This window comes from Morganella psychrotolerans (assembly GCF_965118875.1).
GTDB lineage: Bacteria > Pseudomonadota > Gammaproteobacteria > Enterobacterales > Enterobacteriaceae > Morganella > Morganella psychrotolerans_C.
Genome location: NZ_CBCPJD010000006.1, coordinates 59928 through 86443 on the forward strand (window position 1 = coordinate 59928; position 26516 = coordinate 86443).

The window sequence follows — 26516 nt, forward strand, 5'->3', positions numbered from 1 at the left end:
GAGGTAATTATTAATGTCTATTGAAATCAATGTGCCTGATATTGGTTCAGATGAAGTTGATGTGACTGAAATTATGGTCAGTGTCGGCGATAAAGTAGAAGCAGAACAATCACTCATCACTGTTGAAGGTGACAAGGCGTCGATGGAAGTTCCGTCGCCGCAGGCAGGGATTGTTAAAGAAATTAAAATCGCCGTGGGCGATAAAGTCAGCACCGGTTCTTTCATTATGGTCTTTGAAGCAGAAGCAGGGGCAGCAGCTCCGGCTCCTGCGGCACAGGCGGCTGCTCCGGCAGCACCGGCTGCTGCATCTGCATTACAGGAAGTTCATGTGCCGGATATCGGCGGTGACGAAGTTGATGTGACTGAAATTATGGTCAGCGTCGGCGATACAGTGACTGAAGAACAGTCTCTGATTACTGTTGAAGGCGATAAAGCCTCAATGGAAGTCCCGTCTCCGATGGCAGGTGTTGTGAAAGAAATTAAAGTGACTGTCGGCGATAAAGTCAGCACCGGTTCTCTCATCATGATCTTTGAAGTGGCAGGTGGCGCATCAGCGGCACAGCCAGCCGCCGCAGCTCCGGCTCCGGCAGCAGCTCCTGCGGTTGCAGCAGCTAAAGAAATTCATGTTCCGGATATCGGCGCGGATGAAGTTGATGTGACTGAAATTATGGTCAGCGTCGGCGATACAGTGACTGAAGAACAGTCTCTGATCACTGTTGAAGGCGACAAAGCTTCAATGGAAGTCCCGTCTCCGATGGCAGGCAAAATCAAAGAAATCAAAGTCGCGGTCGGTGATAAAGTGAAAACCGGCTCGCTGATTATGGTCTTTGAAGTTGCAGGCACCGCTCCGGCTCCTGTTGCTCAGGCAGCAGCACCAGCGGCGGCAGCACCTGTTGCAGCACCGGCAGCGAAAGCTGCTCCGGCACCTGCGACCGGCAATGATTTTGTTGAGAATGACGCGTATATTCATGCAAGCCCGGTTATCCGCCGTCTGGCACGTGAATTTGGTGTTAATCTGGCGAAAGTCAAAGGTACAGGCCGTAAAGGTCGTATCCTGCGCGAAGACGTTCAGGCTTATGTGAAAGATGCGGTTAAACGCGCTGAAGCAGCACCAGCTGCAACCGGCGGTGGTTTACCTGGTATGCTGCCATGGCCGAAAGTTGATTTCAGCAAGTTCGGTGAAGTGGAAGAACTGGAACTGAGCCGTATTCAGAAGCTGTCCGGTGCTAACCTGAGCCGTAACTGGGTGGTTATCCCGCACGTTACACTGATGGATGAAGCGGATATTACGGATGTTGAAGAATTCCGTAAGCAGCAGAATAAAGAAGCTGAGAAAAAACAGCTGGGCGTAAAAATCACCCCGCTGGTCTTTGTGATGAAAGCCGCTGCCAAAGCGCTGGTTGATATGCCGCGCGTAAACAGTTCGATCACAGAAGATGGTCAGCGCCTGATTCTGAAGAAATATGTCAATATCGGTATCGCGGTTGATACCCCGAATGGCCTGGTTGTTCCTGTCATTAAAGATGTGAACAAAAAAGGCATTCTGGAGCTGTCCTACGAGCTGGCTGAAATCTCCAAAAAAGCGCGTACCGGTAAGCTGACATCGTCTGATATGCAGGGCGGGTGTTTCACTATTTCCAGCCTCGGTGGTATCGGAACGACCGGTTTTGCACCGATTGTTAACGCACCGGAAGTTGCTATCATGGGTCTGTCACGTTCATCCATGAAACCGGTCTGGGATGGCAAACAATTTGTTCCGCGTCTCATTCTGCCAATGTCACTTTCCTTCGACCACCGTGTGATCGATGGTGCTGACGGCGCCCGCTTTATCACGCTGATTAATCAGTACATGAGTGATTTACGCCGTCTGACGATGTAATTTGTAAGTAACCTCAGCGGGATCGGCGTTGCGCCGGTCCCGCTGATGCAGGCTGAAACGAGACCATCCCGGAGAACGGGAGTCAGGTCACGGAACTGTGTCTTTTCAGGTTATTAACAATTCTGTAAACTACTCTCAGTGTGTACGTCCCGGTGGAACATTATTTCGTCTGACCCGCCGGACAAACAAATAAGAGGTCACGATGAGTACTGAAATTAAAGCCCAGGTAGTTGTACTTGGTGCGGGCCCTGCAGGGTATTCAGCGGCTTTCCGCTGTGCTGACTTAGGTCTGGAAACAGTTCTGATTGAGCGTTATTCAACTTTAGGCGGTGTGTGTCTGAACGTGGGTTGTATCCCGTCCAAAGCATTACTGCATGTTGCGAAAGTGATCGAAGAAGCAAAAGCGCTGGCTTCTCACGGTATCGTTTTCGGCGAACCTAAGACTGATATTGATAAAGTCCGTCTGTGGAAAGAGAAAGTTATTTCTCAGTTAACCGGCGGTCTGGCCGGTATGGCGAAAGGCCGTAAAGTAACTGTTGTGAATGGTCTCGGCCAGTTCACCGGTGCGAATACTATCGATGTTGAAGGTGAGAAGGGTAAAACCACAATCACATTCGACAACGCAATTATTGCTGCGGGCTCACGTCCGATTCAGCTGCCGTTCATCCCGCATGAAGACCCGCGTGTGTGGGATTCAACCGATGCACTGCAACTGAAAACTGTCCCTGGCCGTCTGCTGGTCATGGGCGGTGGTATTATCGGTCTGGAAATGGGGACCGTTTATCACGCGCTGGGTTCAGAGATTGATGTGGTTGAAATGTTCGACCAGGTCATTCCTGCGGCAGATAAAGATATTGTTAAACTGTTTACCAAACGTATCAGTGGCAAGTTTAATCTGATGCTGGAAACCAAAGTGACCGCCGTTGAAGCAAAAGAAGACGGTATTTATGTCACGATGGAAGGAAAGAAAGCGCCTGCACAGCCACAGCGTTATGATGCGGTTCTGGTGGCTATCGGCCGTACGCCGAACGGTAAAACGCTTGCTGCGGATAAAGCGGGTGTTGAAGTTGACGACCGCGGTTTCATCCACGTTGATAAACAAATGCGTACCAATGTGCCGCACATCTTTGCTATCGGCGATATCGTCGGTCAGCCGATGCTGGCACACAAAGGTGTTCACGAAGGTCACGTTGCCGCAGAAGTTATTTCCGGTCTGAAGCACTATTTCGATCCGAAAGTCATTCCTTCTATCGCGTATACCGAACCGGAAGTCGCATGGGTTGGTCTGACCGAGAAAGAAGCGAAAGAGAAAGGGATCAGCTACGAAACAGCTACGTTCCCATGGGCGGCTTCCGGCCGTGCTATCGCGTCTGACTGTGCTGAAGGCATGACCAAACTGATTTTCGACAAAGAATCTCACCGTGTTATCGGTGGTGCTATTGTCGGGACTAACGGCGGCGAGCTGTTAGGTGAAATCGGTCTGGCAATCGAAATGGGCTGTGATGCAGAAGATATTGCACTGACCATTCACGCTCACCCGACACTGTACGAGTCAATCGGTATGGCGGCGGAGATTTACGAAGGCAGCATTACTGACCTTCCTAATGCCAAAGCGAAAAAGAAAAAATAATCAGTTAATTATGATGATGTCCTGACATCATCAAAACAAAAAATCCGGCTGCTGTTATGGCGCCGGATTTTTTTTGTTTATTGTCCGCGTTACGGCAATCTCTGCCTGCATCCTGAATGACGTTGGGTATACACCGGCTTGCATAGACAAATTGATATTATTCAGATATTAATAAATTATGTGCATCCTGATGGCGGATCAGACGTTTTTCTTCATGCAGGCATAATGAATTATCGGGCAAATTCCTGCTTAAAGCAGCGCAACGCCGGGTAACGGGTTAGTCGCAAGTTTAATTCACTAATGTTATTCAGCTCACAAATTGTTTATGTTGCTTTAATGTGAATGAATTAACAATGTGTTTAAATTTTGATATGCTGAAACCCCGTTGCCGGGCACTCATAAAAAACAATGAAAGCAAGGAGTATGTCGTGCTGGAAAATTATCGTAAGCATGTTGCCGAGCGTGCAGCACAAGGGATCGCCCCTGTACCACTGAATGCGGCTCAGGTCTCAGGCCTGGTCGAACTGCTGAAATCCCCGCCGCAAGGCGAAGAAGCATTTCTTGTTGATCTGATTACCAACCGCGTTCCGCCGGGTGTTGATGAAGCGGCGTATGTTAAAGCCGGTTTTCTGGCTGCGCTGGCAAAAGGTGATGCCCGTTCACCGCTCATTTCAGCGGAAAAAGCAATTGAATTACTGGGAACAATGCAGGGGGGATATAATATTCATGCCCTGATTGACGCCCTTGATAACGAAAAACTTGCGCCGGTTGCGGCGAAAGCGCTGTCTCATACACTGCTGATGTTTGATAATTTTTATGACGTGGAAGAGAAAGCCAAAGCCGGTAATCCTCACGCTAAAGCGATTATTCAGTCATGGGCAGACGCCAAATGGTTCCTGGAACGTCCGAAATTAGCTGAAAAACTAACAGTGACGGTTTTTAAAGTCTCCGGCGAAACCAATACGGATGATTTGTCTCCTGCGCCTGACGCCTGGTCGCGTCCTGATATCCCGTTACATGCACTTGCGATGCTGAAAAACCCGCGTGAGGGTATTGATCCGGATGAGCCGGGCAACATCGGGCCTGTCAATCAAATTGATTTGCTCAGCAAAAAAGGTTTTCCTCTGGCGTATGTCGGGGATGTGGTCGGTACGGGGTCTTCCCGTAAATCGGCAACCAACTCTGTCCTGTGGTTTATGGGCGATGATATCCCGTATGTACCGAATAAACGCGGCGGCGGTATTGTGCTGGGCAGCAAAATCGCCCCGATTTTCTTCAATACCATGGAAGACGCGGGCGCGTTGCCGGTAGAAGTGGATGTTAATAACCTGAATATGGGGGATATCATTGATGTTTATCCGTATAAAGGCGAGGTACGCAATCATGAAACCAATGAACTGCTGGCAACATTTGAACTGAAAACTGATGTACTGCTCGATGAAGTCCGCGCAGGCGGGCGAATTCCGCTGATTATCGGACGCGGGCTGACGGCAAAAGCACGTGAGTCTCTTGGTCTGCCGCCGGCAGATATTTTCCGTCAGGCGAAACCGGTTGAAAAAAGCAGCCGTGGCTTCTCGCTGGCACAAAAAATGGTCGGGCGCGCCTGCGGTGTTGCCGGTATCCGTCCGGGCGAGTACTGCGAACCGAAAATGGCTTCTGTCGGCTCTCAGGACACCACCGGTCCGATGACCCGCGACGAGCTGAAAGACCTCGCCTGTCTGGGTTTCTCCGCTGACCTCGTGATGCAGTCTTTCTGCCACACAGCAGCGTACCCGAAACCGGTGGATGTGAATACTCACCACACACTGCCTGATTTTATTATGAATCGCGGAGGTGTTTCGCTGCGTCCGGGTGACGGTATTATTCACTCCTGGCTCAACCGCATGCTGCTGCCGGACACTGTCGGTACAGGCGGCGATTCCCACACCCGTTTCCCTATTGGTATTTCATTCCCGGCAGGCTCCGGGCTGGTGGCATTTGCCGCAGCTACCGGGGTGATGCCGCTGGATATGCCGGAATCTGTGCTGGTGCGCTTTAAAGGTAAAATGCAACCGGGTATCACTCTGCGCGACCTGGTTCATGCTATTCCGTATTATGCGATACAGGACGGGCTGCTGACGGTTGAGAAAAAAGGTAAGGTAAATATTTTTTCAGGTCGTATTCTTGAAATTGAAGGGCTGCCGGAACTGAAAGTTGAACAGGCGTTTGAACTGGCTGATGCTTCTGCTGAGCGCTCTGCGGCGGGCTGTACCATTAAACTGGATAAAGCGCCGGTCACCGAATACCTTAATTCCAATATTGTGCTGCTCAAATGGATGATCGCGGAAGGTTACGGCGATCGCCGGACTATCGAGCGCCGCATTCAAAGTATGGAAAAATGGCTGGCAGATCCGCAATTGCTGGAAGGTGATGCGGATGCAGATTACGCAGCAGTGATTGATATTGACCTTGATGCGATTAAAGAGCCGATTCTGTGTGCGCCGAATGACCCGGATGATGCCCGTCTGTTATCTGATGTGGCGGGCAGCAAAATCGATGAAGTTTTCATCGGTTCCTGTATGACCAACATCGGGCACTTCCGTGCAGCGGGTAAACTGCTCGACAGCCACAAAGGCCAGTTGCCGACACGGCTGTGGGTTGCTCCGCCGACTAAGATGGATGCGGCTCAGCTGACGGAAGAGGGCTATTACAGCATCTTCGGCAAGAGTGGTGCGCGGGTGGAAATCCCGGGCTGTTCACTCTGCATGGGCAACCAGGCACGTGTTGCGGATAACTCAACAGTAGTGTCCACATCCACGCGTAACTTCCCGAACCGTCTCGGCACCGGAGCCAATGTTTATCTGGCATCAGCTGAGCTGGCTGCGGTAGCATCATTACTGGGACGTCTGCCGACACCGGCTGAGTATCAGACCTATATGAATAAAGTGGATGAAACAGCAGAAGATACCTACCGTTATCTGAACTTTGATAAGCTGGATCAGTATACAAAAGTGGCTGACGGCGTGATTTTCCAGACTGTAGTGTGATGTTGGATATCTGATTATACCCAACGTCATTCATGCCGCCAACGAACCTGCGGTTTGAATGAATAAGAGTATATATCGGTAGCATATAACGGGAGATGGCCTGATGGCTGTCTCCCGTTTTTTTACGTCTGCTATCCGGTTAATTACAGGGTTAATGTACCGGAAAGCGTGATAACCCGCTAAAATAGAAGTCTGTGACAGATAGTATTGCGCTAAAGCATCAATAAGAGGTACACAGCGATGGAGTATGAATTTTTACGGGGAATTGACGGAAATGTGGTAGTTAAGCTGTCAATGGATCACGAAGCCGTTGGTCACTGGCTGAATGAAGAGGTAAAAGGGGATCTCTCTGTTCTTGATGAGATAGTCAGCGCCCGTGAGGTTGTCAGAGGGCGGGAGCAGCAATGGCAGCGGGTGGGGCATGAATACACGCTGTTGCTGGATGATGAGGAAGTGATGATTAACGCGAATCAAATCGCGTTTGAAACTGACGAACCGGAAGATGGCATGAGCTATTACGATAATGAAAGTATTGCCTTTTGCGGAATCGATGACTTTATGATTTTACTGGAAAATTACCGTAAATTTGTTACGACTGACCGGTGAGGGTGGCACCTTTTATTCTGAATTTTTCATTTTTTACGGTAATATAAATCAGTAATTTAATCATCAGGCATAATCTGGCCGATTATTGCCATGATTATTGTTGTGAATAGTATTTTGCTTTTTTTTGATAACACATTGAGGTGGAAGAATGAATGAACAACTCCTGACGGATGGCCTGAACCAGGCTACCGGCTGGCTGGCAAATAACCAGACATTGTTACTGGAATATGCCGTGAATCTTGTTGCCGCAGTTCTGATCCTGATTATTGGTCTGTTTGTCGCAAAAATGGCAGGTAAAGCGGTATCACGCCTGCTGGCTATACGCGGCGTTGATATCACCGTTTCTGATTTTCTCTCGGCTATCGTCCGTTATGCGATGATTGCTTTTACGCTGATTGCTGTACTGGGTCGCCTTGGTGTGCAAACGACATCGGTGATTGCGGTAATGGGTGCGGCAGGTTTAGCTATTGGTCTGGCCTTGCAGGGCTCACTTTCAAACCTGGCGGCGGGTGTATTGCTGGTTGTTTTCCGCCCGATCCGTGCCGGTGAATATGTGGTGATTGGTGCTGCGGAAGGGACTGTTCAGACGGTACAAATTTTCTCCACAACACTGCGCAGTGCTGACGATAAAATCATTGTTATCCCGAATGGTAAAGTTATTTCCGGTGATATTATCAATGTGACCCGTGAGCCAAACCGCCGCCGCGATATTATTGTGGGTGTTGCGTATAACGCGGATATTGACCTGGTGAAGAAGATCCTGACCGATATTGTAGAAGCCGACCCGCGCGTGCAGCAGGATAAAGGTATCGTGGTCCGCCTTAATGAAATGGCACCGTCTTCCCTGAATTTTATTGTCCGTTACTGGACGGTTAACGGGGATTTTCTGAGTGTGAACTGGGATTTACTGGAAAATTTCAAACGCGCACTGGATAAACACAATATCGGTATTCCGTTCCCGCAGCTTGATGTTCATATCAATCCAAACGGCAAACAAGAAAACGCATAATGGTATTATATTATAAGCGGCACCAATTCGCAGGTGCCGCTTTTTTTGACCGTACCGGCGGTAATCTGGTGAGCGAACATTTGCTCCATTTTATTCCTGAGTCACTGACCTATATTCCGGATGCTGAGCAGCAGCAGGCAGCAGAGCAGTATCTGAGTGAATGGATGGCCGCAGACGATATCATACATCAGGCACAGACTGATTTGATCCTCTGGTCCGGCAGCGAAAATTTCCGTTATCCTCTTTGTCCTGCCTGCCGTTGTGCCGTTTCCGGTTTATGGTGGAGCGCACAGGTGAATGATATTGTCAGGCATGGCGGACAGGCGCGTATTTCTGCTGCATTATCACCCCGCCAGACGCCCTGTTGTGGCGCACCGGTCGTGATCCCGGATATGGATTATGATGAAACTGCCGGTTTTGCCTGTTACGGGCTGACAGTCCGCTATAACAACAGTTTCGTTGTTTGCATGAATAACGGGCGGGATGAAATCATCAGCCGTGTGAGCCGGTATCTGGGTACACCGGTACACCGGTACGTCTGGTCTGGGAGTGGATCTGACGTTTGGTATATACCCTTATTCATTCAAGCTGCAGGTTCGTTGGCCGCACTCAGATAGCCGGGTCACATACTAATGTATGCTCCCCGTCTATCTTCCCTTGCCACCTGCCTGCATCTGGAATGACGTTGGGTATAGGATATTAGGCATGTTAATGACCCATTAATTGTATTAATTTCACTAATAATAAAATCCCGGTAATATTCATTCCATCTGAAGAGAAATGAATATTTATCGGGATTTTTTGCATGTTACAAACATATTTTCAGGGGTTACTGCTCGGCGCGGCAATGATATTGCCGCTGGGGCCACAAAACGTATTTGTTCTGCAACAGGGCTGCCGGAAGCAGTATCACCTGATGAGTGCATTTTTATGCACATTAAGTGATGTGTTACTGATCGCCGCCGGCGTCTTCGGCGGTAGTGCGCTTCTGAGTCAGTCTGTCTGGCTGATGGCGCTGGTGACCTGGGGCGGGGTGGCGTTTCTGTTATGGTATGGATTCGGGGCATTACGCTCAGTCTTTACAGATGATGCTGCACTGACAATACAGGAGCAGGTTGTCCGCAGCCGCTGGCGGGTTATTATGACGCTGGTGGCAGTGACCTGGCTCAATCCGCATGTCTATCTTGATACCTTTGTGGTGTTGGGCAGTATCGGCGGGCAACTGAGTGCTGACCTACGTATCTGGTTTACCGCCGGAGCCGTGTGCGCCTCTGTTCTGTGGTTTTTCGGGCTGGCGCTGTTATCAGCCTGGTTCTCTCCGGTATTACAAAAGCCTGTATCGCAGCGGATCATTAATCTGTTTGTCGGTTCAGTGATGTGGTATATCGCAATACAATTAGCCTCGTCATACTTCAGGATGCCTGGTTGAACGCAGTCAACAACCAGACATCCTGAATTATTCAGAGCGTAGTCTTAAAAGGGTTGGATATTTCTTATTAATCCGAAATATTCTTTTGTTAATCTATGTTAGTGTTAATAATTCCGGCATAACGTTCTGTTATGTGACCGGATCTTAACAGAAGGAGGATATGTGAAACTTAAATCTCTTGCCCTTGCGGCTATGGTTGCTTTAGGGAGTTATTCGGTTGCTGCGCAGGCGGCGGAAACCCCGGCCGGTCCGCATATCTCAACTTCCGGCAGTGCGGTTATTCAGGCTGAACCTGATATGGCGACACTGTCTATCAATGTGACAGTGAAGGATAGCGGGGCTGCGGGTGCCAAAGCACAGGCAGATAAACGCGTTGCACAGTATTTTGATTTCCTGAAAGCGCAGGGAATTGAGAAAAAAGATATTAATGCGGCAAATATTAATACCAGCCCTGACTATGTCTATGATAAAGAAAAAGAAGAGTCGGTGATCCGCGGTTACAATGCGTCCCGCTCAGTGACAGTAAAAGTATATGATCTCAATAAGTTAAATACACTGCTGGACGGCGCGCTAAAAAGTGGTCTGGATGATATCCGCTCTGTGGAATTCGGAGTGAATAACCCGGAAAAATATCGCGCGGATGCACGTCAGAAAGCCATTGATGATGCTGTATCACAGGCCAAAGCCGTCGCAAAAGGTTTCGGCTCTGAACTGGGTGCCGTGTACAGCATTGGTTATAACGCACCACAGCCGGTTCCGGTTATGGCACGCGGTAAAATGATGATGAACATGGACGCAGCACCTGCGGGCGCTACGGCCGATGAAACCTACGAGCAGCAGACAGTTGATTTCCGTGATCAGGTGGATGTTGTGTTTGAACTGAAACGTTAATCTGTTTCGGGCGGCGCCTGCCGCAATGTCTGACGTCCGTGTTTGATCAGGGCGTCAGTCACCCGGCGCATGGTGGCGCTTTCCGGTGAAAAACGGTGCCAGTACAGCATCCGGCGCTGGAACAGACCCGGTGTCAGATCCACCAATTCTCCGCGCTCCAGCTCACGCGCAATCTGTAAATGCGGGATCATACAACAGGCCGAACTCTGCTTTGCCAACTGCACAAAGGCTTCCGATGAGTTAAGAACGTGGCTTGGCACACTGCCCGGCGCCAGGTCAAAATTGGTCTGTAAGAATGCCATGTGCATATCATCAAGATAGTCAAAAGCCACCGCCGGCGCTTTCAGAAGCGCACTGCGACTTACGCCGTCAGGAAAATAACGCGCGGCAAATTCCGGCGAGCCGACAAACAGGTAATCCAGCGCACCCAGTTGATCCGCAAGGCATCCCGGTAACGGGCGCGGCTGAATACTGACAGCACCAACTACCTCTCCGCGCCGCAGTCGTTCATGGGTACGTGATTCATCTTCCACCTGAATATTCAGCCGGATAGCGAGATCCGCCAGCACATGACGCAGTGCCGGAAGCAACCAGGTCGCCAGGCTGTCTGCGTTGACGGCGAGTGAAATAAGCGGCGGTTCAATATTTCCGGCATCGTCGCCCAGCCATTCGGCTTCCAGCAACTCCACCTGATGCAGTAATCCCAGTAATTTTTGCCCTTCTTCTGTCGGGCGCGGCGGCACGGTGCGCACCAGCAGCGGCTGACCAAACAAATTTTCCAGCTGTTTGATCCGCTGTGACACTGCTGACTGGGTAATACACAGTTTCTGTGCTGCCCGCTCAAAACCACGCTCACGGATAACTGCATCCAGCGCCTGAAGCGCCCGGTAGTCCGGTCGTCTCATTGCTGCCGTCTCCTCTTTTCATTGGTAAGCTAACAGATTGAAAATCTGTAATGAAAAATGATTTCATTTGTCACTAAGTCACAATATGCCACAATTCGCATTCTGCCGGAGAAATAATTGCTATAATTAACTCAGGCTGTGCCGGTGGCATATCATGAATAATAAAGGGCAAAACAATGAATCAGGATGAATTAAAAAAAGCAGTTGGCTGGGCGGCATTAGACTACGTGAAGCCGGGAACGATTGTTGGTGTGGGTACGGGGTCTACCGCATCACATTTTATTGATGCACTTGCCACTATGAAAGGTCAGATTGACGGCGCGGTATCCAGCTCTGAGGCGTCCACTGCAAAACTGAAAAGCTACGGCATCCCGGTATTTGACTGCAACGATGTTGACGGCCTGGATGTGTATGTGGATGGCGCGGATGAAATCGACCATCACATGAATATGATCAAAGGCGGTGGCGCAGCGCTCACCCGCGAAAAAATCATTGCGGCAATTGCAAAAACCTTTATTTGTATCGTCGATGACAGCAAGTATGTGGATTTACTGGGTAAATTCCCGCTGCCGGTTGAAGTTATTCCGATGGCGCGTTCGTATGTTGCCCGCGAACTGGTCAAACTGGGTGGACAACCGGAATACCGTCAGAATGTGGTGACAGATAACGGCAACGTGATTCTGGATGTGCATAACCTGGAAATTCTTAATCCGGTTGAGATGGAAAATAAAATTAACGCAATTGCAGGTGTTGTGACTGTGGGTTTATTTGCTAACCGCGGCGCTGATGTGGTGCTGATGGGGACGCAGGATGGCGTGAAAACCATCAAATAAATCAATGTGATATATATTGATATCAGCATTACAGAAAGGAGCGGATAACCGCTCCTTTTTTTATTTTTTTTAAAGCATAAATTTCGGTGATATATATCACAATTTTGTCTTTGATATGACCAAAATATCATCACTCTCCGGCATTTTTTCATTTTCTCCTGTAAATCCCTTCTTTTCCTGCGATTTGTGCTGAGCACCTACGGGGACGTGTATTGCGGAGCCGTCATTTTTTGTTATTTTGGTGTATACCCAACGTCATTCAGGATGCAGCCAACGAACCTGCAGTTTGAATGAATAAGGGTGTAGGGACAGACACATTCGGGAACTAATAAAGGGCAGGGTCATGGTAAAAGTATCACTGGAAAAAGAGAAAATTAAATTTCTGCTATTGGAAGGCGTACACCAGAGTGCAGTAGACAGCCTTAAAGCAGCGGGTTACAGCAACATTGAATACCATAAAGGTGCATTATCCACGGAAGAATTAAAACAAGCTATCCGTGATGCCCGCTTTATCGGTATCCGCTCCCGGACTCAACTGACGGAAGAGATTTTTGCCTGTGCCGAAAAACTGGTTGCTGTCGGGTGTTTTTGCATCGGCACCAATCAGGTTGATCTGACTGCGGCAGCAAAACGCGGTATTCCTGTCTTTAACGCACCTTTCTCAAACACACGTTCCGTGGCTGAGATGGTACTGGGACAGTTATTACTGCTGCTGCGTCGTATTCCTGAAGCCAATGCCAAAGCCCACCGTGGTATCTGGGATAAACAGGCGAAAGGTTGCTATGAGGCGCGGGGTAAAAAGCTGGGGATTATCGGCTACGGGCATATCGGTACACAACTGGGTATCCTTGCGGAATCCATCGGGATGAATGTCTATTTTTATGACATAGAGAATAAGCTTCCTCTCGGAAATGCCACCCAGGTGCGCCATCTCTCTGAGCTGCTCAATATGAGCGATGTGGTGACGCTGCATGTGCCGGAAATAGATTCTACTAAAAATATGATTAGTAAACACGAGATTGAGCTGATGAAGCCGGGCGCTATTCTTATTAATGCCTCACGCGGGACGGTTGTTGATATTCCGGCACTGAGTCAGGCGCTGGCCTCGAAGCACCTTTCCGGTGCTGCGGTGGATGTGTTCCCGTCAGAACCGGCGGCTAATAATGACCCGGCCGACCCGTTTATTTCTCAGCTGATTGGTTTCGATAATGTCATTCTGACGCCGCATATCGGTGGCTCCACGCAGGAAGCGCAGGAAAATATCGGTTTTGAAGTGGGTGGCAAACTGGCGAAATACTCAGATAACGGCTCGACGCTCTCTGCGGTCAATTTTCCGGAAGTCTCACTGCCGGGTCATGCCCAAAATGCCAATCGTCTGCTGCATATCCATGAAAACCGTCCGGGAATGCTGACCAGCATCAACCAGATATTTACTGATCGCGGGATTAATATCGCGGCGCAGTATTTACAAACGGCGGGTGAGCTTGGCTATGTGGTTATTGATATGGTGGCGAATAACCCGCAGGAAGCTGATGAAGTATTACTTCAGTTAAAAGCCTTGCCGGGAACGGTTCGCGCGCGCCAGCTTTTCTGATATTGGTAGTTTTTGTTATTGATAGTTAAAGTACACGAACGGTAACGGGCAGAAGAACGAAAAGCATCCGCGGCATGGATGGCGCGGCTGAGCTTACACGAATGTATTTACAGCAACTTTTCGTTTTGCCCGTTACCGGTAGTTTCTCAGGTGTAAATGAATATGGTGTACAATCAGCTGATGTTACTTTTTGTTTATACTTGTTTATTTATGCTCAGGCCACAACCAGCGGCGTGAAGGTGTGATTATTTCCGGTAACGGAATATCCCACTGTGCGGCAGGTAATTCACTGACCTGCTGACAGTCATGTGCCAGCCCCACCGGGTAAAATCCCTTATTTTTCCAGTCTGCCAGCATACGGTCATAAAAACCGCCGCCCATGCCCAGCCGTTCTCCCTGTGAATCAAACGCGACCAGCGGAATAAACATCAGATCCAGTTTCTCCGGCGGCAGCACTTGTGTGACATCCAATGCCGGTTCTGAAATTGAAAATTTGTTTTTAATCAGCGGAGTATCAGGGCGATAAGCCAGAAATAACAGGTGGTGGCGGCTGAACGGGTGCAAAACAGGTAAAAATACGTATTTTCCCTGTGACCATAACCATTCTGTCAGCGGGCCGGTATCAATTTCGCCATCGAAAGAAAGAAACAGGGCAATATTATTTGCATCACCGATATCAGGATGATGAATGATTTGCTGAACCAGCGCATGAGCGGCGTCCGATTGCTGTTCCGGGCTGAGTTCACGGCGTTTTTGGCGGATTGACTGGCGCAGATGATGTCGCGTCTGTAACAACGTTTCATTAGTCATGGTAAGGTCAGCGGAGTAAACGAAGAGTGGAGATGGAGATCTCCGGAATGCCGTCGCAGGCTGTTACCCTTGAACCCTTGGTTCAAGGTGAACGCAGTGTTGCTTCCATTAGGCTGCCTGAACGAGTCAGGTATGCTCACCGGTGACAAATCACCACATTCTGTCTGTATCAATATCGGCTCAGGGGACTCGCCCGCTGACAAACATTCCAGAGAATTTTTTGAAACTTTCGTTAAATCTTTTCTTAGGTTCATTGTATGAATCTGCGCTGAGATTGCAACCTAATTTCATTATTTTTTTTGTCTAGTGACTGATTTCTAAACAATTTTATTCAATAGCTGTTACCTGACGCTCAGTGATTCGTGTTTGATCATGCAGCGCCTGCTCGATAGTCTGTTGTAACAGCTTTATCTTTTGTTCCATGTTATAGGCATAATCGCGCGTTTTCAATTTTTCTTGTGTCAGTTCGTGACAAATGTTTAGTGCCACGATAAAAACGAGCTGCTCAGTGTTAGTCACTTTACTGCGTACTTTCAGGTCCTGCAGCCGTTGTTCAAGCTCCGCAGCAGAAGCAACCAGTGCTTCTTTCTGTTCCGGTGGACAATTAACGCGCATGGAACGCCCGAATATTTGGATATCAACGGGTTGTGCAGACATGACATCTTCCTTTAGTTCTGCTACAGGATATTTTATCCTGTGTATCGTGAATTGTGTACGTTATACCAGCAGGCTGAAGCCCTAATCTGGTACAGCGGCGCCTCTTAATGGTAGCATATCACGAACTAAAACCCGACTGGTGAGCAAAATAATGACCCCGGATAAAACACTGCCTGATTTTAAAACACTTGATGAACTATTACGCCAGCAGGCCGTCGCAATGACTGCGTCGGAAATGCATGGCCTTATCACGGGCTTACTGTGCGGCGGGAATACTGATGATACCTGGCAGGCACTGGTTCATGACCTGACGAATGAAGGAATGGCATTCTCTCAAATTTTATCACAGCCGTTACGCGCGCTCTTTAACACCACATTTGAACTGCTGGATGACACAGAGTGTCAGTTCAACCTGTTACTACCTGATGATGATGCCGGTGTATTTGCCCGTGCGGATGAACTGGCGGGCTGGGTAAATCACTTTTTATTAGGTCTGGGTGTGGCAGATCCGAAACTGAGTGAGCGCAAAGAAGTGCAGGAGATAGTCACAGATTTACGTGAAATCGGTATGCTCGGCTATGATGAGGCAGAAGATGCGGAAGCATTGGCCGAGGCGCTGGAAGAGGTTATCGAGTATATTCGCGTAGTGGTACAACTTTGCTATATTTCACTGGCAAAACCACGCAGCGCACAAACGGCTGATGCAGTGGAGCAGAAACCCACATTACACTAAGTCGCTTATACTCAGAGGTTCCGGTCTGACTGCGCTGATAAATTATAATCTGCCGGTTTCAGGAAAACCGGGGCAGTCTGAATACTCACATTACACGGCTGAATATCATGTATACCCAACGTCATTCAGGATGCAGCCAACGAACCTGCAGTTTGAATGAATAAGGGTATAGTACAAGGAGAGCGGGTATGAATAGGCAAGAATTTATCTCACGTCGTCAGGCATTGCTGGAAAACATGGCACCGGCGAGTGCGGCTATTTTTTTTGCAGCACCACCGGCGCAGCGCAATGCAGACAGTGAATATCCCTACCGTCAGCACAGTGATTTTTTGTATCTCACCGGATTCAGTGAGCCGGAAGCTGTATTGGTACTGATTAAAAGTGATGAAACCCATAATCACAGTGTCCTGTTCAACCGTGTACGTGATCTGACTGCTGAAATCTGGTTCGGGCGTCGTCTCGGTCAGGATGCCGCCCCTGAGAAACTGGGTGTTGACCGTGCGCTGCCGTTCGATGATATCAATGAACAGCTGTATCAGTTGCTCAATGGTCTGGATACGCTCTATTTTGCACAGGGTGAGATGGCATATGCGGATACAATTGTCTTTAATGCCCTGGAAACGCTGCGTCAGGGAAGTCGTCGTAATCTCTGCGCACCCGCCACGCTGATTGACTGGCGTCCGGTTGTTCACAATATGCGTTTGTTTAAATCTCCTGCGGAGCTGGATATTATGCGCCGCGCCGGAAAAGTCAGCGCACTTGCTCACATCAGAGCAATGAAAATCTGTCGCCCGGGCATGTTTGAATATCAGTTACAGGGTGAGATTGAACACGAATTTGTCAGCAATGGTGCGCGTTTCCCGTCTTATAACACCATTGTCGGCAGCGGTGAAAACGGCTGTATCCTGCATTACACCGAAAATGAGAGCCGGATGAAAGACGGCGATCTGGTTCTGATTGATGCCGGATGTGAGATTGAAGGATATGCAGGTGATATTACCCGCACCTTCCCGGTCAGCGGAAAATTCTCGAAAGAGCAGCGCGAAATTTACGATATCGTTCTGAAAACGCTGGATGTGTCTCTTGAACTCTATCGTCCGGGCACCTCCATTGCGGCGGTGACAGACCGGGTGATTGAAATTATGACCGAAGAGCTGGTGAAACTCGGGTTATTAACCGGTGATGTGCCGCACTTGATCGAAACCAAAGCGTACCGCGCGTTTTTCATGCATAGTCTGAGCCACTGGTTAGGGCTGGATGTGCATGATGTCGGGCATTACGGCACAGACCGTGATCGTATTCTGGAACCGGGTATGGTGCTGACTATCGAACCGGGGCTGTATATCGCGCCGGATGCTGATGTGCCGGAAGCCTACCGCGGGATTGGCATCCGTATTGAGGATGATATTGTTATCACAGAGCAGGGTAATGAAAACCTGACCGCCACAGTAGTGAAAACGGCTGATGAGATAGAAGCCCTGATGGTGAAAGCAAAACAGGCTGAATAATTAATGAGCGTTATTATCGCCGGAGGCGGAATGACCGGTGCGACACTGGCACTGGCACTTTCCCGCCTCAGTCTCGGCAGGCTTCCGGTCGCGATCGCGGAAGCAAAACGGCCGGATGACAATCACCCGGGCTTTGATGCCCGGGCGATTGCGCTTGCTCACGGCACCTGTCAGCGGCTGGACAAAATAGGGCTGTGGTCTGATTTGAAACCGTATGCTGCACCAATCACCCGGGTTCATGTGTCCGATCAGGGACATACCGGCTGTGTGAATATGGCGGCGGCAGATTATGATATTGATGCCCTGGGTCAGGTCATTGAATTGCATGATGCGGGACAGGCGCTGTTTGCCCGTCTGGCACAGGCGGAAAATGTCACATTATATTGTCCGGATACGGTAAAAAGCATCACGCGGACAACGGATGCGGTTACTGTCCGGTTGAATGACGACCGGGAACTGACAGGCCAAATTCTGATTGCTGCCGACGGCAGTCACTCTGCGATGGCGCAGCAGTGCGGCATACAGTGGACAGATACGCCGTATGAGCAGGTGGCGGTGATCGCCAATGTGATGACAGAGCGGGATCCTGCCGGGCGTGCATTTGAGCGCTTTACCCCGCAGGGACCACTGGCGATGCTGCCGATGACACAAGGGCGCAGCTCGCTGGTCTGGTGTCATCATGCAGACATGGCGGATACGGTGCGCGGATGGGATGATGAAACATTCCGCCGTGAATTGCAGAAAGCATTCGGCTGGCAGCTTGGTAAAATTCTGATTGTCGGCACCCGGCACAGCTATCCGCTGACACTGAGTGCGGCGCAATCACAGATTTCACACCGGCTTGCGCTGGTTGGAAATGCCTCCCAGACACTGCACCCGATTGCCGGACAGGGTTTTAACCTTGGCATGCGTGATGTGATGACATTGGCTGAAGTTATCAGTCAGGCATTTTTATCACAGGAAGATATTGGTCAGTACCGCGTGCTGATGCAATATCAGGCAGCGCGTGAAGCCGATCGTCAGACGACCATGACCTTAACCGACGGTCTTGTCCGCCTGTTTTCCAACAGTTGCTTTCCGCTGGCAGCCGGACGAAACCTCGGACTGATGGCAATGGAAATGCTGCCGTTTCTGCGCAACCGGCTGGCACAACAGACTCTCGGCCGGACACAATATTCCGTTCACCCCACCACAAAATAAGGATAAACAATGCAGTCGTATGATGTGGTTATTGCCGGTGGCGGCATGGTTGGTCTGGCACTGGCCTGCGGATTGCAGGGCAGCGGGCTGCGGATAGCCGTTATTGAAAAACAGGTACCGGATACCCGGTTTGACCCGCAGTCTCCATTTTCTGTCCGGGTTTCGGCCATTAATAGTGCCAGTGAGCGCTTACTGGCGCGGCTTGGTGTCTGGCAGGATATTCTGGCGAAACGCACCGCACCTTATCAGGGTATGGAAGTACGGGACAATAACAGCTTCGGGCGTATTGCATTCAGTGCGCAGGAGGCTCACTGCGGGCATCTTGGTCATATCATTGAAAATGATATTATCCGCAATACGCTCTGGGAGCATGCACAGAAACTGCCGGATGTGACCTTGCTGACCGGCACGCAGATCCGTCAGGTGGCGTGGGGCGAAAATGATGCCTTTATCACGCTGGAAAATGATGAAATGCTCAGTACGCGGCTGGTGGTGGGTGCCGATGGTGCCAATTCGTGGTTGCGTCAGCATGCGGATATTCCGATCTCTTTTTGGGATTATGAGCATCACGCGCTGGTCGCGACTATCCGCACAGAATTACCGCATGAAAATATTGCGCGGCAGATGTTTCACGGCGACGGCATTCTGGCCTTTTTGCCGCTGCCGGATGCACATCATTGTTCAATTGTCTGGTCATTACCGGGGCTATCTGCGCAGCACTGCCTGGATCTGAATGATGCTGAGTTTAATCACAAACTGGCGGCGGCGTTTGATGTGCAGCTCGGGTTATGTGAGGTTGTCAGTGAGCGGCAGGCTATCCCGCTGACAGCGCGTTATGCACGTCAGTTTGCGGCACCGCGTCTGGCGCTGCTGGGCGATGCCGCACACACTATTCATCCACTGGCAGGTCAGGGGGTGAATCTCGGCTTTATGGATGTCGCTGAACTTATTGGTGAAATCCGCCGTCTGACCGCAGAGGGCAAAGATATCGGCAACTATTTCTGGCTGCGCCGTTTTGAACGCCGCCGCAAACAGAGTGCCGCGCTGATGCTGGCAGGCATGCAGGGTTTTCGTGAACTTTTTGAGGGTAATAACCCGCTGAAAAAATTGGTGCGCGATGTCGGTTTAGTGCTGGCAGACACATTGCCCGGGGTAAAACCGGCGCTGTTGCATCACGCCCGGGGTCTGAGTGATATGCCTGACTGGCTACGCGAATCTGGCACAGTATCAGTTGAAAAAATCTAATCTCAGGCTGTTTTTCACATTAGTTTTATTCATAATGCACTAAAATTTAACCGGTGGGTCTGTCCGGTATTTTAGTGCAATCCCATCGCGTAATTCAAAACTATCCTTCGTTAATACTGTTTTGCGCTTTAAGCCTCAGAATGGCAGATGAAAAAACTGCATACTAAGCGCTCATATTTTTCCGCCCGATTACACGGTCACAATTTTTCCTTATGGTTACGTTTGTGATTCGGTGATAACGTCAGGAAAAGGGTATCGTTTGCGCGGTACAGGCTGCGCACTATGTCTGACTGAAAGGAGATAGAATGGCACAACACACTCCACTGTCCGGTGAGCATGTTGCCTGCGGGGCAAAAATGGTGGATTTTCATGGCTGGATGATGCCGCTGCACTACGGCTCCCAGATAGAAGAACACCATATTGTCCGCAGCGACGCCGGTATGTTCGATGTTTCCCACATGACAATCGTTGACTTTCATGGTCCGGAATGTCAGCCGTTTCTCCGTTATCTTCTCGCCAATGATGTGGCAAAACTCACCGAAAAAGGTAAAGCCCTCTACACCGGGATGCTCAATGCCTCCGGCGGGGTTATTGACGATCTTATCGTTTATTACTTTTCAGATGATTTTTACCGGCTGGTGGTGAACTCCGCCACCCGTGAAAAAGATCTGGCGTGGATTGATGAGCATCGCAAAAATTTCGCTCTTGAGATGACAGTCCGCGATGATTTAGCGATGATTGCCGTTCAGGGACCCATGGCGAAAGCCAAAGTGGCAACCATACTGAATGCAGAGCAAAACGCCGCCGTTGCCGGGATGAAACCGTTTTATGGCGTGCAGAGTGGCGACTATTTTATTGCCACCACCGGTTATACCGGCGAAGAAGGGTATGAAATTGCACTGCCCGCAGAGCAGGTTGTCAGCCTCTGGCAAAAACTGCTGGCAGCAGGCGTGAAACCGGCGGGATTAGGCGCGCGGGATACATTACGCCTGGAAGCCGGCATGAACCTCTACAGCCAGGAGATGGACGAAACGGTTAATCCGCTGGCGGCAAATATGGGCTGGACCATAGCCTGGCAGCCGGAAGACCGTAAGTTTATTGGTCGTGAGGCGCTGGAAAAAGCCCGCCGTGACGGAACGCAGAAACTGGTCGGTCTGGTGATGCGGGAAAAAGGCGTATTGCGTGGCGGGATGGAAGTCCGTTTTACGGATGATCTTGGTAAACAGCAAAGCGGAATAATCACCAGCGGAACGTTTTCGCCGACATTAGGATTCAGTATCGCCCTTGCGCGTGTCCCGCAGGGAATTGGTAGTACTGCCGTCGTTCAGGTGCGTAATCGCGAAGTGCCTGTTGAGGTTGTGAAACCGGGTTTTGTCCGTAACGGAAAAAAATTAGTCTGAAGCTGAATTTATTTCATTGATTAATAAAGAATATACTCAACGTCATTCAAGTTGCAGGCAGGCGTAGCGTAGCCAACGAACCTGCAGTTTGAATGAATAAGAGTATAACCAGATAACAGGAGCGGTTGGTGATGAGTAATGTACCTAAAAATCTGAAATATACTGAAGAGCATGAGTGGGTTCGTCACGAGGGTGGCGATGAATATGTTGTCGGGATCACTGACCAGGCTCAGGAATTACTGGGTGATGTTGTGTATGTTGAATTACCGGCAGTTGGTGATGAGATAGTCTTCGGTGATGCATTCGGGTCTGTTGAGTCAGTAAAAGCGGTTTCTGACCTGTTTGCACCGATTTCCGGTATCGTTCTGGCGGTCAATGACACGCTGGAAGAACAACCTGAGCAGGTTAACAGCGAGCCTTATGAAGGCGGGTGGATAATCCGCGTTAAAGCATCTGATCCGGACGAGTTTGAAGGTCTGATGGATGCGGAAAGTTACGCACAACTGCTGGAAGAAGAAGACGACTAACGAATACCAAAACCCTGTTCTGCTTGCATAACAGGGTTTTTTTTCGGGATTTTATCGATTAAGTAACTTCAGGAACCGGAGAACAATGACTCAAACATTAGCCCAGCTTGAAAACCAGGGGGAGTTTATCCGCCGTCACATCGGTGCATCCCCTGAACAACAACATGACATGCTGACCACTGTCGGTGCCGCGTCACTTGATGACCTTATGCATAAAATTGTGCCCCGCGATATTCAGCTGGATATCCCGCCCGCAGTGGGTGAAGGCTCGACAGAGCAGGATGCGCTGACTGAACTGAAAACCATTGCCGGTCTGAATCAGCAGTTTACCTCTTATATCGGGCAGGGATATACGCCGACCATTTTGCCGGCTGTTATTCAGCGTAATCTGCTTGAAAACCCGGGCTGGTACACGGCATACACGCCGTATCAGCCGGAAATTTCCCAGGGCCGCCTGGAAGCACTGCTGAATTTTCAGCAGGTAACAATTGACTTAGCCGGCCTGCCGCTGGCTTCCGCCTCGTTGCTGGATGAAGCCACTGCCGCTGCGGAAGCAATGGCAATGGCAAAACGCATCAGCAAAAAGAAAAATGCCAACCGCTTCTTTATTGCAGATGATGTCCATCCGCAAACACTGGATGTGATCCGCACCCGTGCCACCTATTTTGGTTTTGAACTGATCATCGACAGTGCGAAAAAAGCGCTTGATTATGATGATGTTTTTGGCGTATTGCTGCAACAGACCGGCACGACTGGGCAAATCCATGACTACCGTGAATTATTGGCGCAGTTACATCAGCGTCAGGTAATAACCAGTGTGGCAGCCGATATTATGGCGCTGGTGTTGCTGGAAGCGCCGGGTAAACAGGGTGCGGATATTGTATTCGGCTCCGCCCAGCGCTTTGGTGTGCCAATGGGCTACGGTGGTCCGCATGCGGCTTTCTTTGCCTGCCGTGATGAATATAAACGCGCAATGCCGGGACGACTTATCGGGGTGTCCATTGATGCCGCCGGAAACCGGGCGCTGCGTCTGGCGTTGCAAACCCGCGAGCAGCATATCCGCCGCGAAAAAGCCAACTCCAACATCTGTACTTCCCAGGTTCTGCTCGCCAATATTGCCGGGATGTACGCGGTGTATCACGGACCGGAAGGTCTGAAGCGTATTGCCACCCGCATCCACCGTCTGACAGACATTCTGGCGAAAGCCGTGACAGACGCCGGTCTGCATCTGCGCAATACCACCTGGTTTGATACCCTGACCATTGAAGTAAAAGATAAACCGGCAGTGCTGGCGCGGGCAAAAGCCGCACGGATTAACCTGCGTACCGATCTTCATGGTGCGGTGGGGGTTACGCTGAGTGAAACCACACAGCGCGAATGCCTGGAAAACCTGTACGCGGTACTGACCGGACATGAAGCGGTATTGGGTATTGATGTGCTGGATGCACAGGTTGCAGGCGCAACTGACTCTATTCCTGCGGCAATGTGCCGTGAAGGTAAGATTCTGGTTCATCCGAATTTCCACCGCTATCACAGCGAAACAGACATGATGCGCTATTTGCACAGTCTGGCGCGCAAAGACCTGGCGCTGGATCAGGCGATGATCCCGCTCGGCTCCTGTACCATGAAACTGAATGCGGCAGCGGAGATGATCCCGATCACCTGGCCGGAATTCGGTAACATGCACCCGTTCTGCCCGCCGGAACAGGCGCAGGGCTATTATGTGATGATTGAACAGCTCTCCCGCTGGCTGGTGCTGCTGACCGGATATGATGCCATGTGTATGCAGCCGAACTCCGGCGCGCAGGGCGAATATGCGGGTCTGGTGACTATCCGCCGTTACCAGGAGAGCAAAGGCGAAGGGCACCGCACTATCTGCCTGATACCCAGCTCGGCGCACGGCACCAACCCCGCCTCTGCCAATATGGCAGGTATGGACGTGATTGTTGTGGGCTGCGATGAAGACGGCAACATTGACCTGGCTGACTTGCGTGCAAAAGCAGAGCAGCACAGTGAAAAACTCTCCTGTGTCATGATCACTTATCCATCCACTCACGGCGTGTACGAAGAGGGTGTGCGCGAGGTGTGCGAGATTATTCATGAATTCGGCGGACAGGTTTATCTTGACGGCGCAAACATGAATGCTCAGGTCGGGATCACCACGCCGGGCTTTATCGGCGCGGATGTTTCTCACCTTAATCTGCACAAAACCTTCAGCATCCCGCACGGCGGTGGTGGTCCGGGTATGGGACCTATCGGGGTGAAAAAACACCTTGCACCGTTTGTGCCGGGACACACGATTGTGGCATCAGAACTGCTGACGTCACAAGGTGCGGTATCAGCTGCACCATTCGGCAGCGCCTCAATTTTGCCGATAAGCTGGATGTATATTCGTATGATGGGCGCACAGGGTCTGCGTCAGGCAAGTCAGGTCGCTATTCTCAATGCGAACTATATCGCCGCACGGCTGAAATCTGCTTATGACGTGTTATATGCAGGGCGTAATGGTTATGTGGCGCATGAATGCATCCTGGATATCCGTCCGCTGAAAGCGAAGTTCGGCATCACGGAAATGGATATTGCCAAGCGACTGATTGACTATGGTTTCCATGCACCAACCATGTCCTTCCCCGTTGCCGGCACTCTGATGGTAGAGCCGACTGAATCAGAAAGTCAGTCTGAACTGGATCGCTTTATTGATGCGATGCTGGGAATTCGCAGTGAAATGGAGCGGGTCGGCAGTGGTGAATGGACAGCGGATGATAACCCGCTGGTCAATGCGCCGCATGTTCAGACAGAACTGGCAGAGGTTTGGGCGCATCCGTACAGTCGTGAAACAGCCGTGTTCCCGACTCAGGCAACCCGTGAAAATAAATACTGGCCGACAGTTAAACGCCTGGATGATACATACGGTGACCGCCATCTTCAGTGCTCCTGTGCACCGATGAGTGATTATGAGTGACAGGCAGGGCAGCGGGAGCCACAAAATAGTGTAAACTCTCCTGTTATTGCTGCAAGGCTGTAATAAAAAATCCGGAAATGAACATTGTTTCCGGATTTTTTGTTTAAAAGCCGCCTGTTAATAAAGGAATTTATCATGCTGGTCTTCAACTGCACCAAAGCGGCTGCGGAATTTTTTACGGTAACCCGGCACGGAAAAAAGCATTCTCCGCTGCAGGCGCCGCAAACAGACACGCTGGATGACTGCGGTACTGAGACTCAGCCGGTCAGCCAGTGGCTGGTACATGCGATTAAAGTCAGGCGCAAACATGTCCTGATTGCGATGCATATTCACACCCGTTATGCGATGGTGTTCTGCGATTTAAAAAAAGGGGATAAGAGCGGATTTCTCACTCTGTTCACGGAGCGGCTGTTTAATAATATGCTGTTTTTCGCAGAGGAATTTGCATTATGCAATGAGGCTGATTTCAGGCAGATGTTTGCCGGGTTTAATGAATATCACCGCGATGTCTGTTTTTGCCTGCGGGGAGATCGCAGTGTACAAAATCACATCAATGATGTGGCATGGCAATTTGAAGAGTCCGTAAATGATGTCGGGTGCTTTCCGGATAATTACGGGGAGGCAGCATCATTTGATGAATGGGTAAACAGTACAATTCGTTCAGTCAGACGGAGTAAAGACTATTTTTTTCCTGATGAAACCATGTTTACCCGGTGGTTTATGCGCTACAGCGGGCGGGGTAACAGCGATGAAGCTGTCATACTCAGTAGCTTTGATGCGTTACGCAGACGGCCATTGAGCAATGAAGATAGTTATGAAGAAAGCCATAATAAACATCATGATAAGCCGCTTCCTGACAATATAATTGACCTGGCAAAAGCTCGCGCAGCACGAAATAAGCGGTAGGTTTTTGCCTGCATTGTATAAATATCCGGCGCTATACTCTGAAGTATGACGGGCAGATTGAGCGCCGGGTACTGTATCACCGGACTATTTCAGCCAGCCTTTCTCCTGTGCCGCGTTCAGCTCAGGGCGCAGCCAGTTCCAGAATTGCGGATGCACATCAGCGATAAACTGTGTCCGGTCAATCACCTGCGGCAGAGAAATATTATGTTCCACCCAGCTCTGACCTTCATTATGCAGATTCATCAGTACCGGCATCACGCGATCCAGCATATTTGCAATGCGTGATTCACGGGTTTCTCCGGCATCATACTCATTCCACAGCGCCAGAAATTCATCTGCCTGCGGTTGTGGCAGTAAGCCGAAAATACGATGCGCTGCCGCGACTTCCTGCTCTGCAATTGCTTTGCGCGCTGCTAAATCAAACACCAGCACATCACCGGCATCAATTTCCACCACATCATGCAATAACGCCATTTTCAGTATCCGCAACATATCAGCATCCTGCACATAAGGAGCAAATGCCATCGCCATCATAGCGAAATGCCAGCTGTGTTCGGCAGAATTTTCCTGACGCTCGTTATTCAGTAACTTGGTTTTGCGGTAAATACTTTTTAGCTTATCCAGCTCCATGACAAACGTTATTAATTGTGAGAACGGAATAACCTGTTGTGCGACGTGTGCGGCAACTGCTGATGACATAACAACCTCAGATATACCCTTATTCATTCAAACCGCAGGCTCGTTGGCTGCATCCTGAATGACGTTG

Annotated in this window: 22 protein-coding genes and 1 other RNA gene; 18 read left to right on the top strand and 5 right to left on the bottom strand. The window is 50.0% G+C overall.

Annotated features, from left to right (window positions below; all coding sequences use genetic code 11):
- Positions 1–13 precede the first annotated feature (13 nt).
- The 8 genes from aceF to ACMHKJ_RS07495 all read left to right on the top strand — a co-directional run bounded on the left by aceF (position 14) and on the right by ACMHKJ_RS07495 (position 10470).
- Positions 14–1879, top strand: a complete 1866-nt coding sequence (gene aceF, locus ACMHKJ_RS07460) for a pyruvate dehydrogenase complex dihydrolipoyllysine-residue acetyltransferase (protein WP_413492825.1) — start codon at positions 14–16, stop codon at positions 1877–1879.
- A 202-nt stretch (positions 1880–2081) separates the two neighbouring features.
- Complete coding sequence (gene lpdA / locus ACMHKJ_RS07465; RefSeq protein ID WP_067404662.1) at positions 2082–3509, top strand: dihydrolipoyl dehydrogenase; 1428 nt, start codon at positions 2082–2084, stop codon at positions 3507–3509.
- 428 nt (positions 3510–3937) lie between these two features.
- Entirely contained in the window at positions 3938–6535 is a 2598-nt protein-coding gene (gene acnB / locus ACMHKJ_RS07470; protein ID WP_413492826.1) for a bifunctional aconitate hydratase 2/2-methylisocitrate dehydratase, read from the top strand.
- Positions 6536–6775: 240 nt separating this feature from the next.
- Complete coding sequence (locus ACMHKJ_RS07475) at positions 6776–7141, top strand: YacL family protein (protein ID WP_413492827.1); 366 nt, start codon at positions 6776–6778, stop codon at positions 7139–7141.
- Between the two features lie 148 nt (positions 7142–7289).
- Entirely contained in the window at positions 7290–8150 is an 861-nt protein-coding gene (mscS, locus tag ACMHKJ_RS07480) for a small-conductance mechanosensitive channel MscS (protein WP_067360579.1), read from the top strand.
- A gap of 68 nt (positions 8151–8218) precedes the next feature.
- Positions 8219–8767, top strand: a complete 549-nt coding sequence (locus ACMHKJ_RS07485; RefSeq protein WP_413492828.1) for a hypothetical protein — start codon at positions 8219–8221, stop codon at positions 8765–8767.
- Positions 8768–8955: 188 nt separating this feature from the next.
- On the top strand, positions 8956–9579 hold the full coding sequence (gene argO / locus ACMHKJ_RS07490) for an arginine exporter ArgO (protein ID WP_413492829.1): 624 nt from the start codon (positions 8956–8958) through the stop codon (positions 9577–9579).
- Positions 9580–9741: 162 nt separating this feature from the next.
- Positions 9742–10470, top strand: a complete 729-nt coding sequence (locus tag ACMHKJ_RS07495; protein ID WP_413492830.1) for an oxidative stress defense protein — start codon at positions 9742–9744, stop codon at positions 10468–10470.
- On the opposite strand, the gene ACMHKJ_RS07500 is transcribed toward ACMHKJ_RS07495, so the two are convergent.
- A complete protein-coding gene (locus ACMHKJ_RS07500) occupies positions 10467–11375 on the bottom strand; it encodes a LysR family transcriptional regulator ArgP (protein ID WP_413492831.1) in 909 nt (302 codons plus the stop codon). The two genes, ACMHKJ_RS07495 and ACMHKJ_RS07500, sit on opposite strands and share 4 nt — an antisense overlap.
- A gap of 176 nt (positions 11376–11551) precedes the next feature.
- Between ACMHKJ_RS07500 and rpiA the strand changes: the two genes are divergently transcribed.
- Positions 11552–12208 (top strand): ribose-5-phosphate isomerase RpiA, encoded by a 657-nt coding sequence (gene rpiA / locus ACMHKJ_RS07505; protein ID WP_413492832.1) that lies wholly within the window; start codon positions 11552–11554, stop codon positions 12206–12208.
- A gap of 343 nt (positions 12209–12551) precedes the next feature.
- Positions 12552–13802, top strand: coding sequence for a phosphoglycerate dehydrogenase (serA, locus tag ACMHKJ_RS07510; RefSeq protein WP_413492833.1), 1251 nt, complete (start codon positions 12552–12554; stop codon positions 13800–13802).
- Between the two features lie 204 nt (positions 13803–14006).
- Here serA and ACMHKJ_RS07515 read toward each other — a convergent pair whose 3' ends face one another.
- The 3 genes from ACMHKJ_RS07515 to zapA form a co-directional block, all read right to left on the bottom strand.
- Positions 14007–14612, bottom strand: a complete 606-nt coding sequence (locus ACMHKJ_RS07515; protein WP_413492834.1) for a 5-formyltetrahydrofolate cyclo-ligase — start codon at positions 14610–14612, stop codon at positions 14007–14009.
- A gap of 35 nt (positions 14613–14647) precedes the next feature.
- Positions 14648–14830, bottom strand: a non-coding RNA gene (gene ssrS, locus ACMHKJ_RS07520) — 6S RNA.
- Positions 14831–14939: 109 nt separating this feature from the next.
- A complete protein-coding gene (gene zapA / locus ACMHKJ_RS07525; RefSeq protein WP_413492835.1) occupies positions 14940–15269 on the bottom strand; it encodes a cell division protein ZapA in 330 nt (109 codons plus the stop codon).
- A gap of 151 nt (positions 15270–15420) precedes the next feature.
- On the opposite strand from zapA, the gene ACMHKJ_RS07530 reads away from it, so the two are divergent.
- The 8 genes from ACMHKJ_RS07530 to ACMHKJ_RS07565 all read left to right on the top strand — a co-directional run bounded on the left by ACMHKJ_RS07530 (position 15421) and on the right by ACMHKJ_RS07565 (position 25750).
- Complete coding sequence (locus tag ACMHKJ_RS07530; RefSeq protein WP_413492836.1) at positions 15421–16002, top strand: YecA/YgfB family protein; 582 nt, start codon at positions 15421–15423, stop codon at positions 16000–16002.
- Between the two features lie 188 nt (positions 16003–16190).
- Positions 16191–17510 carry a Xaa-Pro aminopeptidase gene (gene pepP / locus ACMHKJ_RS07535; RefSeq protein WP_413492837.1) on the top strand — a complete coding sequence of 440 codons (1320 nt, stop codon included), beginning with the start codon at positions 16191–16193 and terminating at the stop codon, positions 17508–17510.
- A gap of 3 nt (positions 17511–17513) precedes the next feature.
- On the top strand, positions 17514–18710 hold the full coding sequence (ubiH, locus tag ACMHKJ_RS07540; RefSeq protein WP_413492838.1) for a 2-octaprenyl-6-methoxyphenyl hydroxylase: 1197 nt from the start codon (positions 17514–17516) through the stop codon (positions 18708–18710).
- Between the two features lie 9 nt (positions 18711–18719).
- Positions 18720–19955: an FAD-dependent 2-octaprenylphenol hydroxylase gene (ubiI, locus tag ACMHKJ_RS07545; protein ID WP_413492839.1), complete on the top strand. Its 1236-nt coding sequence runs from the start codon at positions 18720–18722 to the stop codon at positions 19953–19955.
- Between the two features lie 305 nt (positions 19956–20260).
- Positions 20261–21355, top strand: a complete 1095-nt coding sequence (gcvT, locus tag ACMHKJ_RS07550) for a glycine cleavage system aminomethyltransferase GcvT (RefSeq protein WP_413492840.1) — start codon at positions 20261–20263, stop codon at positions 21353–21355.
- 131 nt (positions 21356–21486) lie between these two features.
- Positions 21487–21882 carry a glycine cleavage system protein GcvH gene (gene gcvH / locus ACMHKJ_RS07555; protein ID WP_413492841.1) on the top strand — a complete coding sequence of 132 codons (396 nt, stop codon included), beginning with the start codon at positions 21487–21489 and terminating at the stop codon, positions 21880–21882.
- An 85-nt stretch (positions 21883–21967) separates the two neighbouring features.
- Positions 21968–24844, top strand: a complete 2877-nt coding sequence (gene gcvP / locus ACMHKJ_RS07560; RefSeq protein WP_413492842.1) for an aminomethyl-transferring glycine dehydrogenase — start codon at positions 21968–21970, stop codon at positions 24842–24844.
- 135 nt (positions 24845–24979) lie between these two features.
- On the top strand, positions 24980–25750 hold the full coding sequence (locus tag ACMHKJ_RS07565; protein WP_413492843.1) for a DUF6933 domain-containing protein: 771 nt from the start codon (positions 24980–24982) through the stop codon (positions 25748–25750).
- An 84-nt stretch (positions 25751–25834) separates the two neighbouring features.
- Here the strand turns inward: ACMHKJ_RS07565 and ACMHKJ_RS07570 are convergent, their stop codons facing one another.
- Positions 25835–26449: an HD domain-containing protein gene (locus tag ACMHKJ_RS07570; protein WP_413492844.1), complete on the bottom strand. Its 615-nt coding sequence runs from the start codon at positions 26447–26449 to the stop codon at positions 25835–25837.
- Positions 26450–26516 lie beyond the last annotated feature (67 nt).

What these genes read in the sequence shown, in the direction of transcription:
- gcvH (WP_413492841.1), top strand. Translation starts at nt 21,487, where the DNA reads ATGAGTAATGTACCTAAAAATCTGAAATATACTGAAGAGCATGAGTGG.
- ACMHKJ_RS07475 (WP_413492827.1), top strand. Translation starts at nt 6,776, where the DNA reads ATGGAGTATGAATTTTTACGGGGAATTGACGGAAATGTGGTAGTTAAG.
- ACMHKJ_RS07500 (WP_413492831.1), bottom strand. Translation starts at nt 11,375, where the DNA reads ATGAGACGACCGGACTACCGGGCGCTTCAGGCGCTGGATGCAGTTATC.
- ACMHKJ_RS07530 (WP_413492836.1), top strand. Translation starts at nt 15,421, where the DNA reads ATGACCCCGGATAAAACACTGCCTGATTTTAAAACACTTGATGAACTA.
- aceF (WP_413492825.1), top strand. Translation starts at nt 14, where the DNA reads ATGTCTATTGAAATCAATGTGCCTGATATTGGTTCAGATGAAGTTGAT.
- pepP (WP_413492837.1), top strand. Translation starts at nt 16,191, where the DNA reads ATGAATAGGCAAGAATTTATCTCACGTCGTCAGGCATTGCTGGAAAAC.
- ubiH (WP_413492838.1), top strand. Translation starts at nt 17,514, where the DNA reads ATGAGCGTTATTATCGCCGGAGGCGGAATGACCGGTGCGACACTGGCA.
- rpiA (WP_413492832.1), top strand. Translation starts at nt 11,552, where the DNA reads ATGAATCAGGATGAATTAAAAAAAGCAGTTGGCTGGGCGGCATTAGAC.
- gcvT (WP_413492840.1), top strand. Translation starts at nt 20,261, where the DNA reads ATGGCACAACACACTCCACTGTCCGGTGAGCATGTTGCCTGCGGGGCA.
- ACMHKJ_RS07570 (WP_413492844.1), bottom strand. Translation starts at nt 26,449, where the DNA reads ATGTCATCAGCAGTTGCCGCACACGTCGCACAACAGGTTATTCCGTTC.
- ubiI (WP_413492839.1), top strand. Translation starts at nt 18,720, where the DNA reads ATGCAGTCGTATGATGTGGTTATTGCCGGTGGCGGCATGGTTGGTCTG.
- ACMHKJ_RS07515 (WP_413492834.1), bottom strand. Translation starts at nt 14,612, where the DNA reads ATGACTAATGAAACGTTGTTACAGACGCGACATCATCTGCGCCAGTCA.
- gcvP (WP_413492842.1), top strand. Translation starts at nt 21,968, where the DNA reads ATGACTCAAACATTAGCCCAGCTTGAAAACCAGGGGGAGTTTATCCGC.
- ACMHKJ_RS07565 (WP_413492843.1), top strand. Translation starts at nt 24,980, where the DNA reads ATGCTGGTCTTCAACTGCACCAAAGCGGCTGCGGAATTTTTTACGGTA.
- lpdA (WP_067404662.1), top strand. Translation starts at nt 2,082, where the DNA reads ATGAGTACTGAAATTAAAGCCCAGGTAGTTGTACTTGGTGCGGGCCCT.
- serA (WP_413492833.1), top strand. Translation starts at nt 12,552, where the DNA reads ATGGTAAAAGTATCACTGGAAAAAGAGAAAATTAAATTTCTGCTATTG.
- argO (WP_413492829.1), top strand. Translation starts at nt 8,956, where the DNA reads ATGTTACAAACATATTTTCAGGGGTTACTGCTCGGCGCGGCAATGATA.
- mscS (WP_067360579.1), top strand. Translation starts at nt 7,290, where the DNA reads ATGAATGAACAACTCCTGACGGATGGCCTGAACCAGGCTACCGGCTGG.
- zapA (WP_413492835.1), bottom strand. Translation starts at nt 15,269, where the DNA reads ATGTCTGCACAACCCGTTGATATCCAAATATTCGGGCGTTCCATGCGC.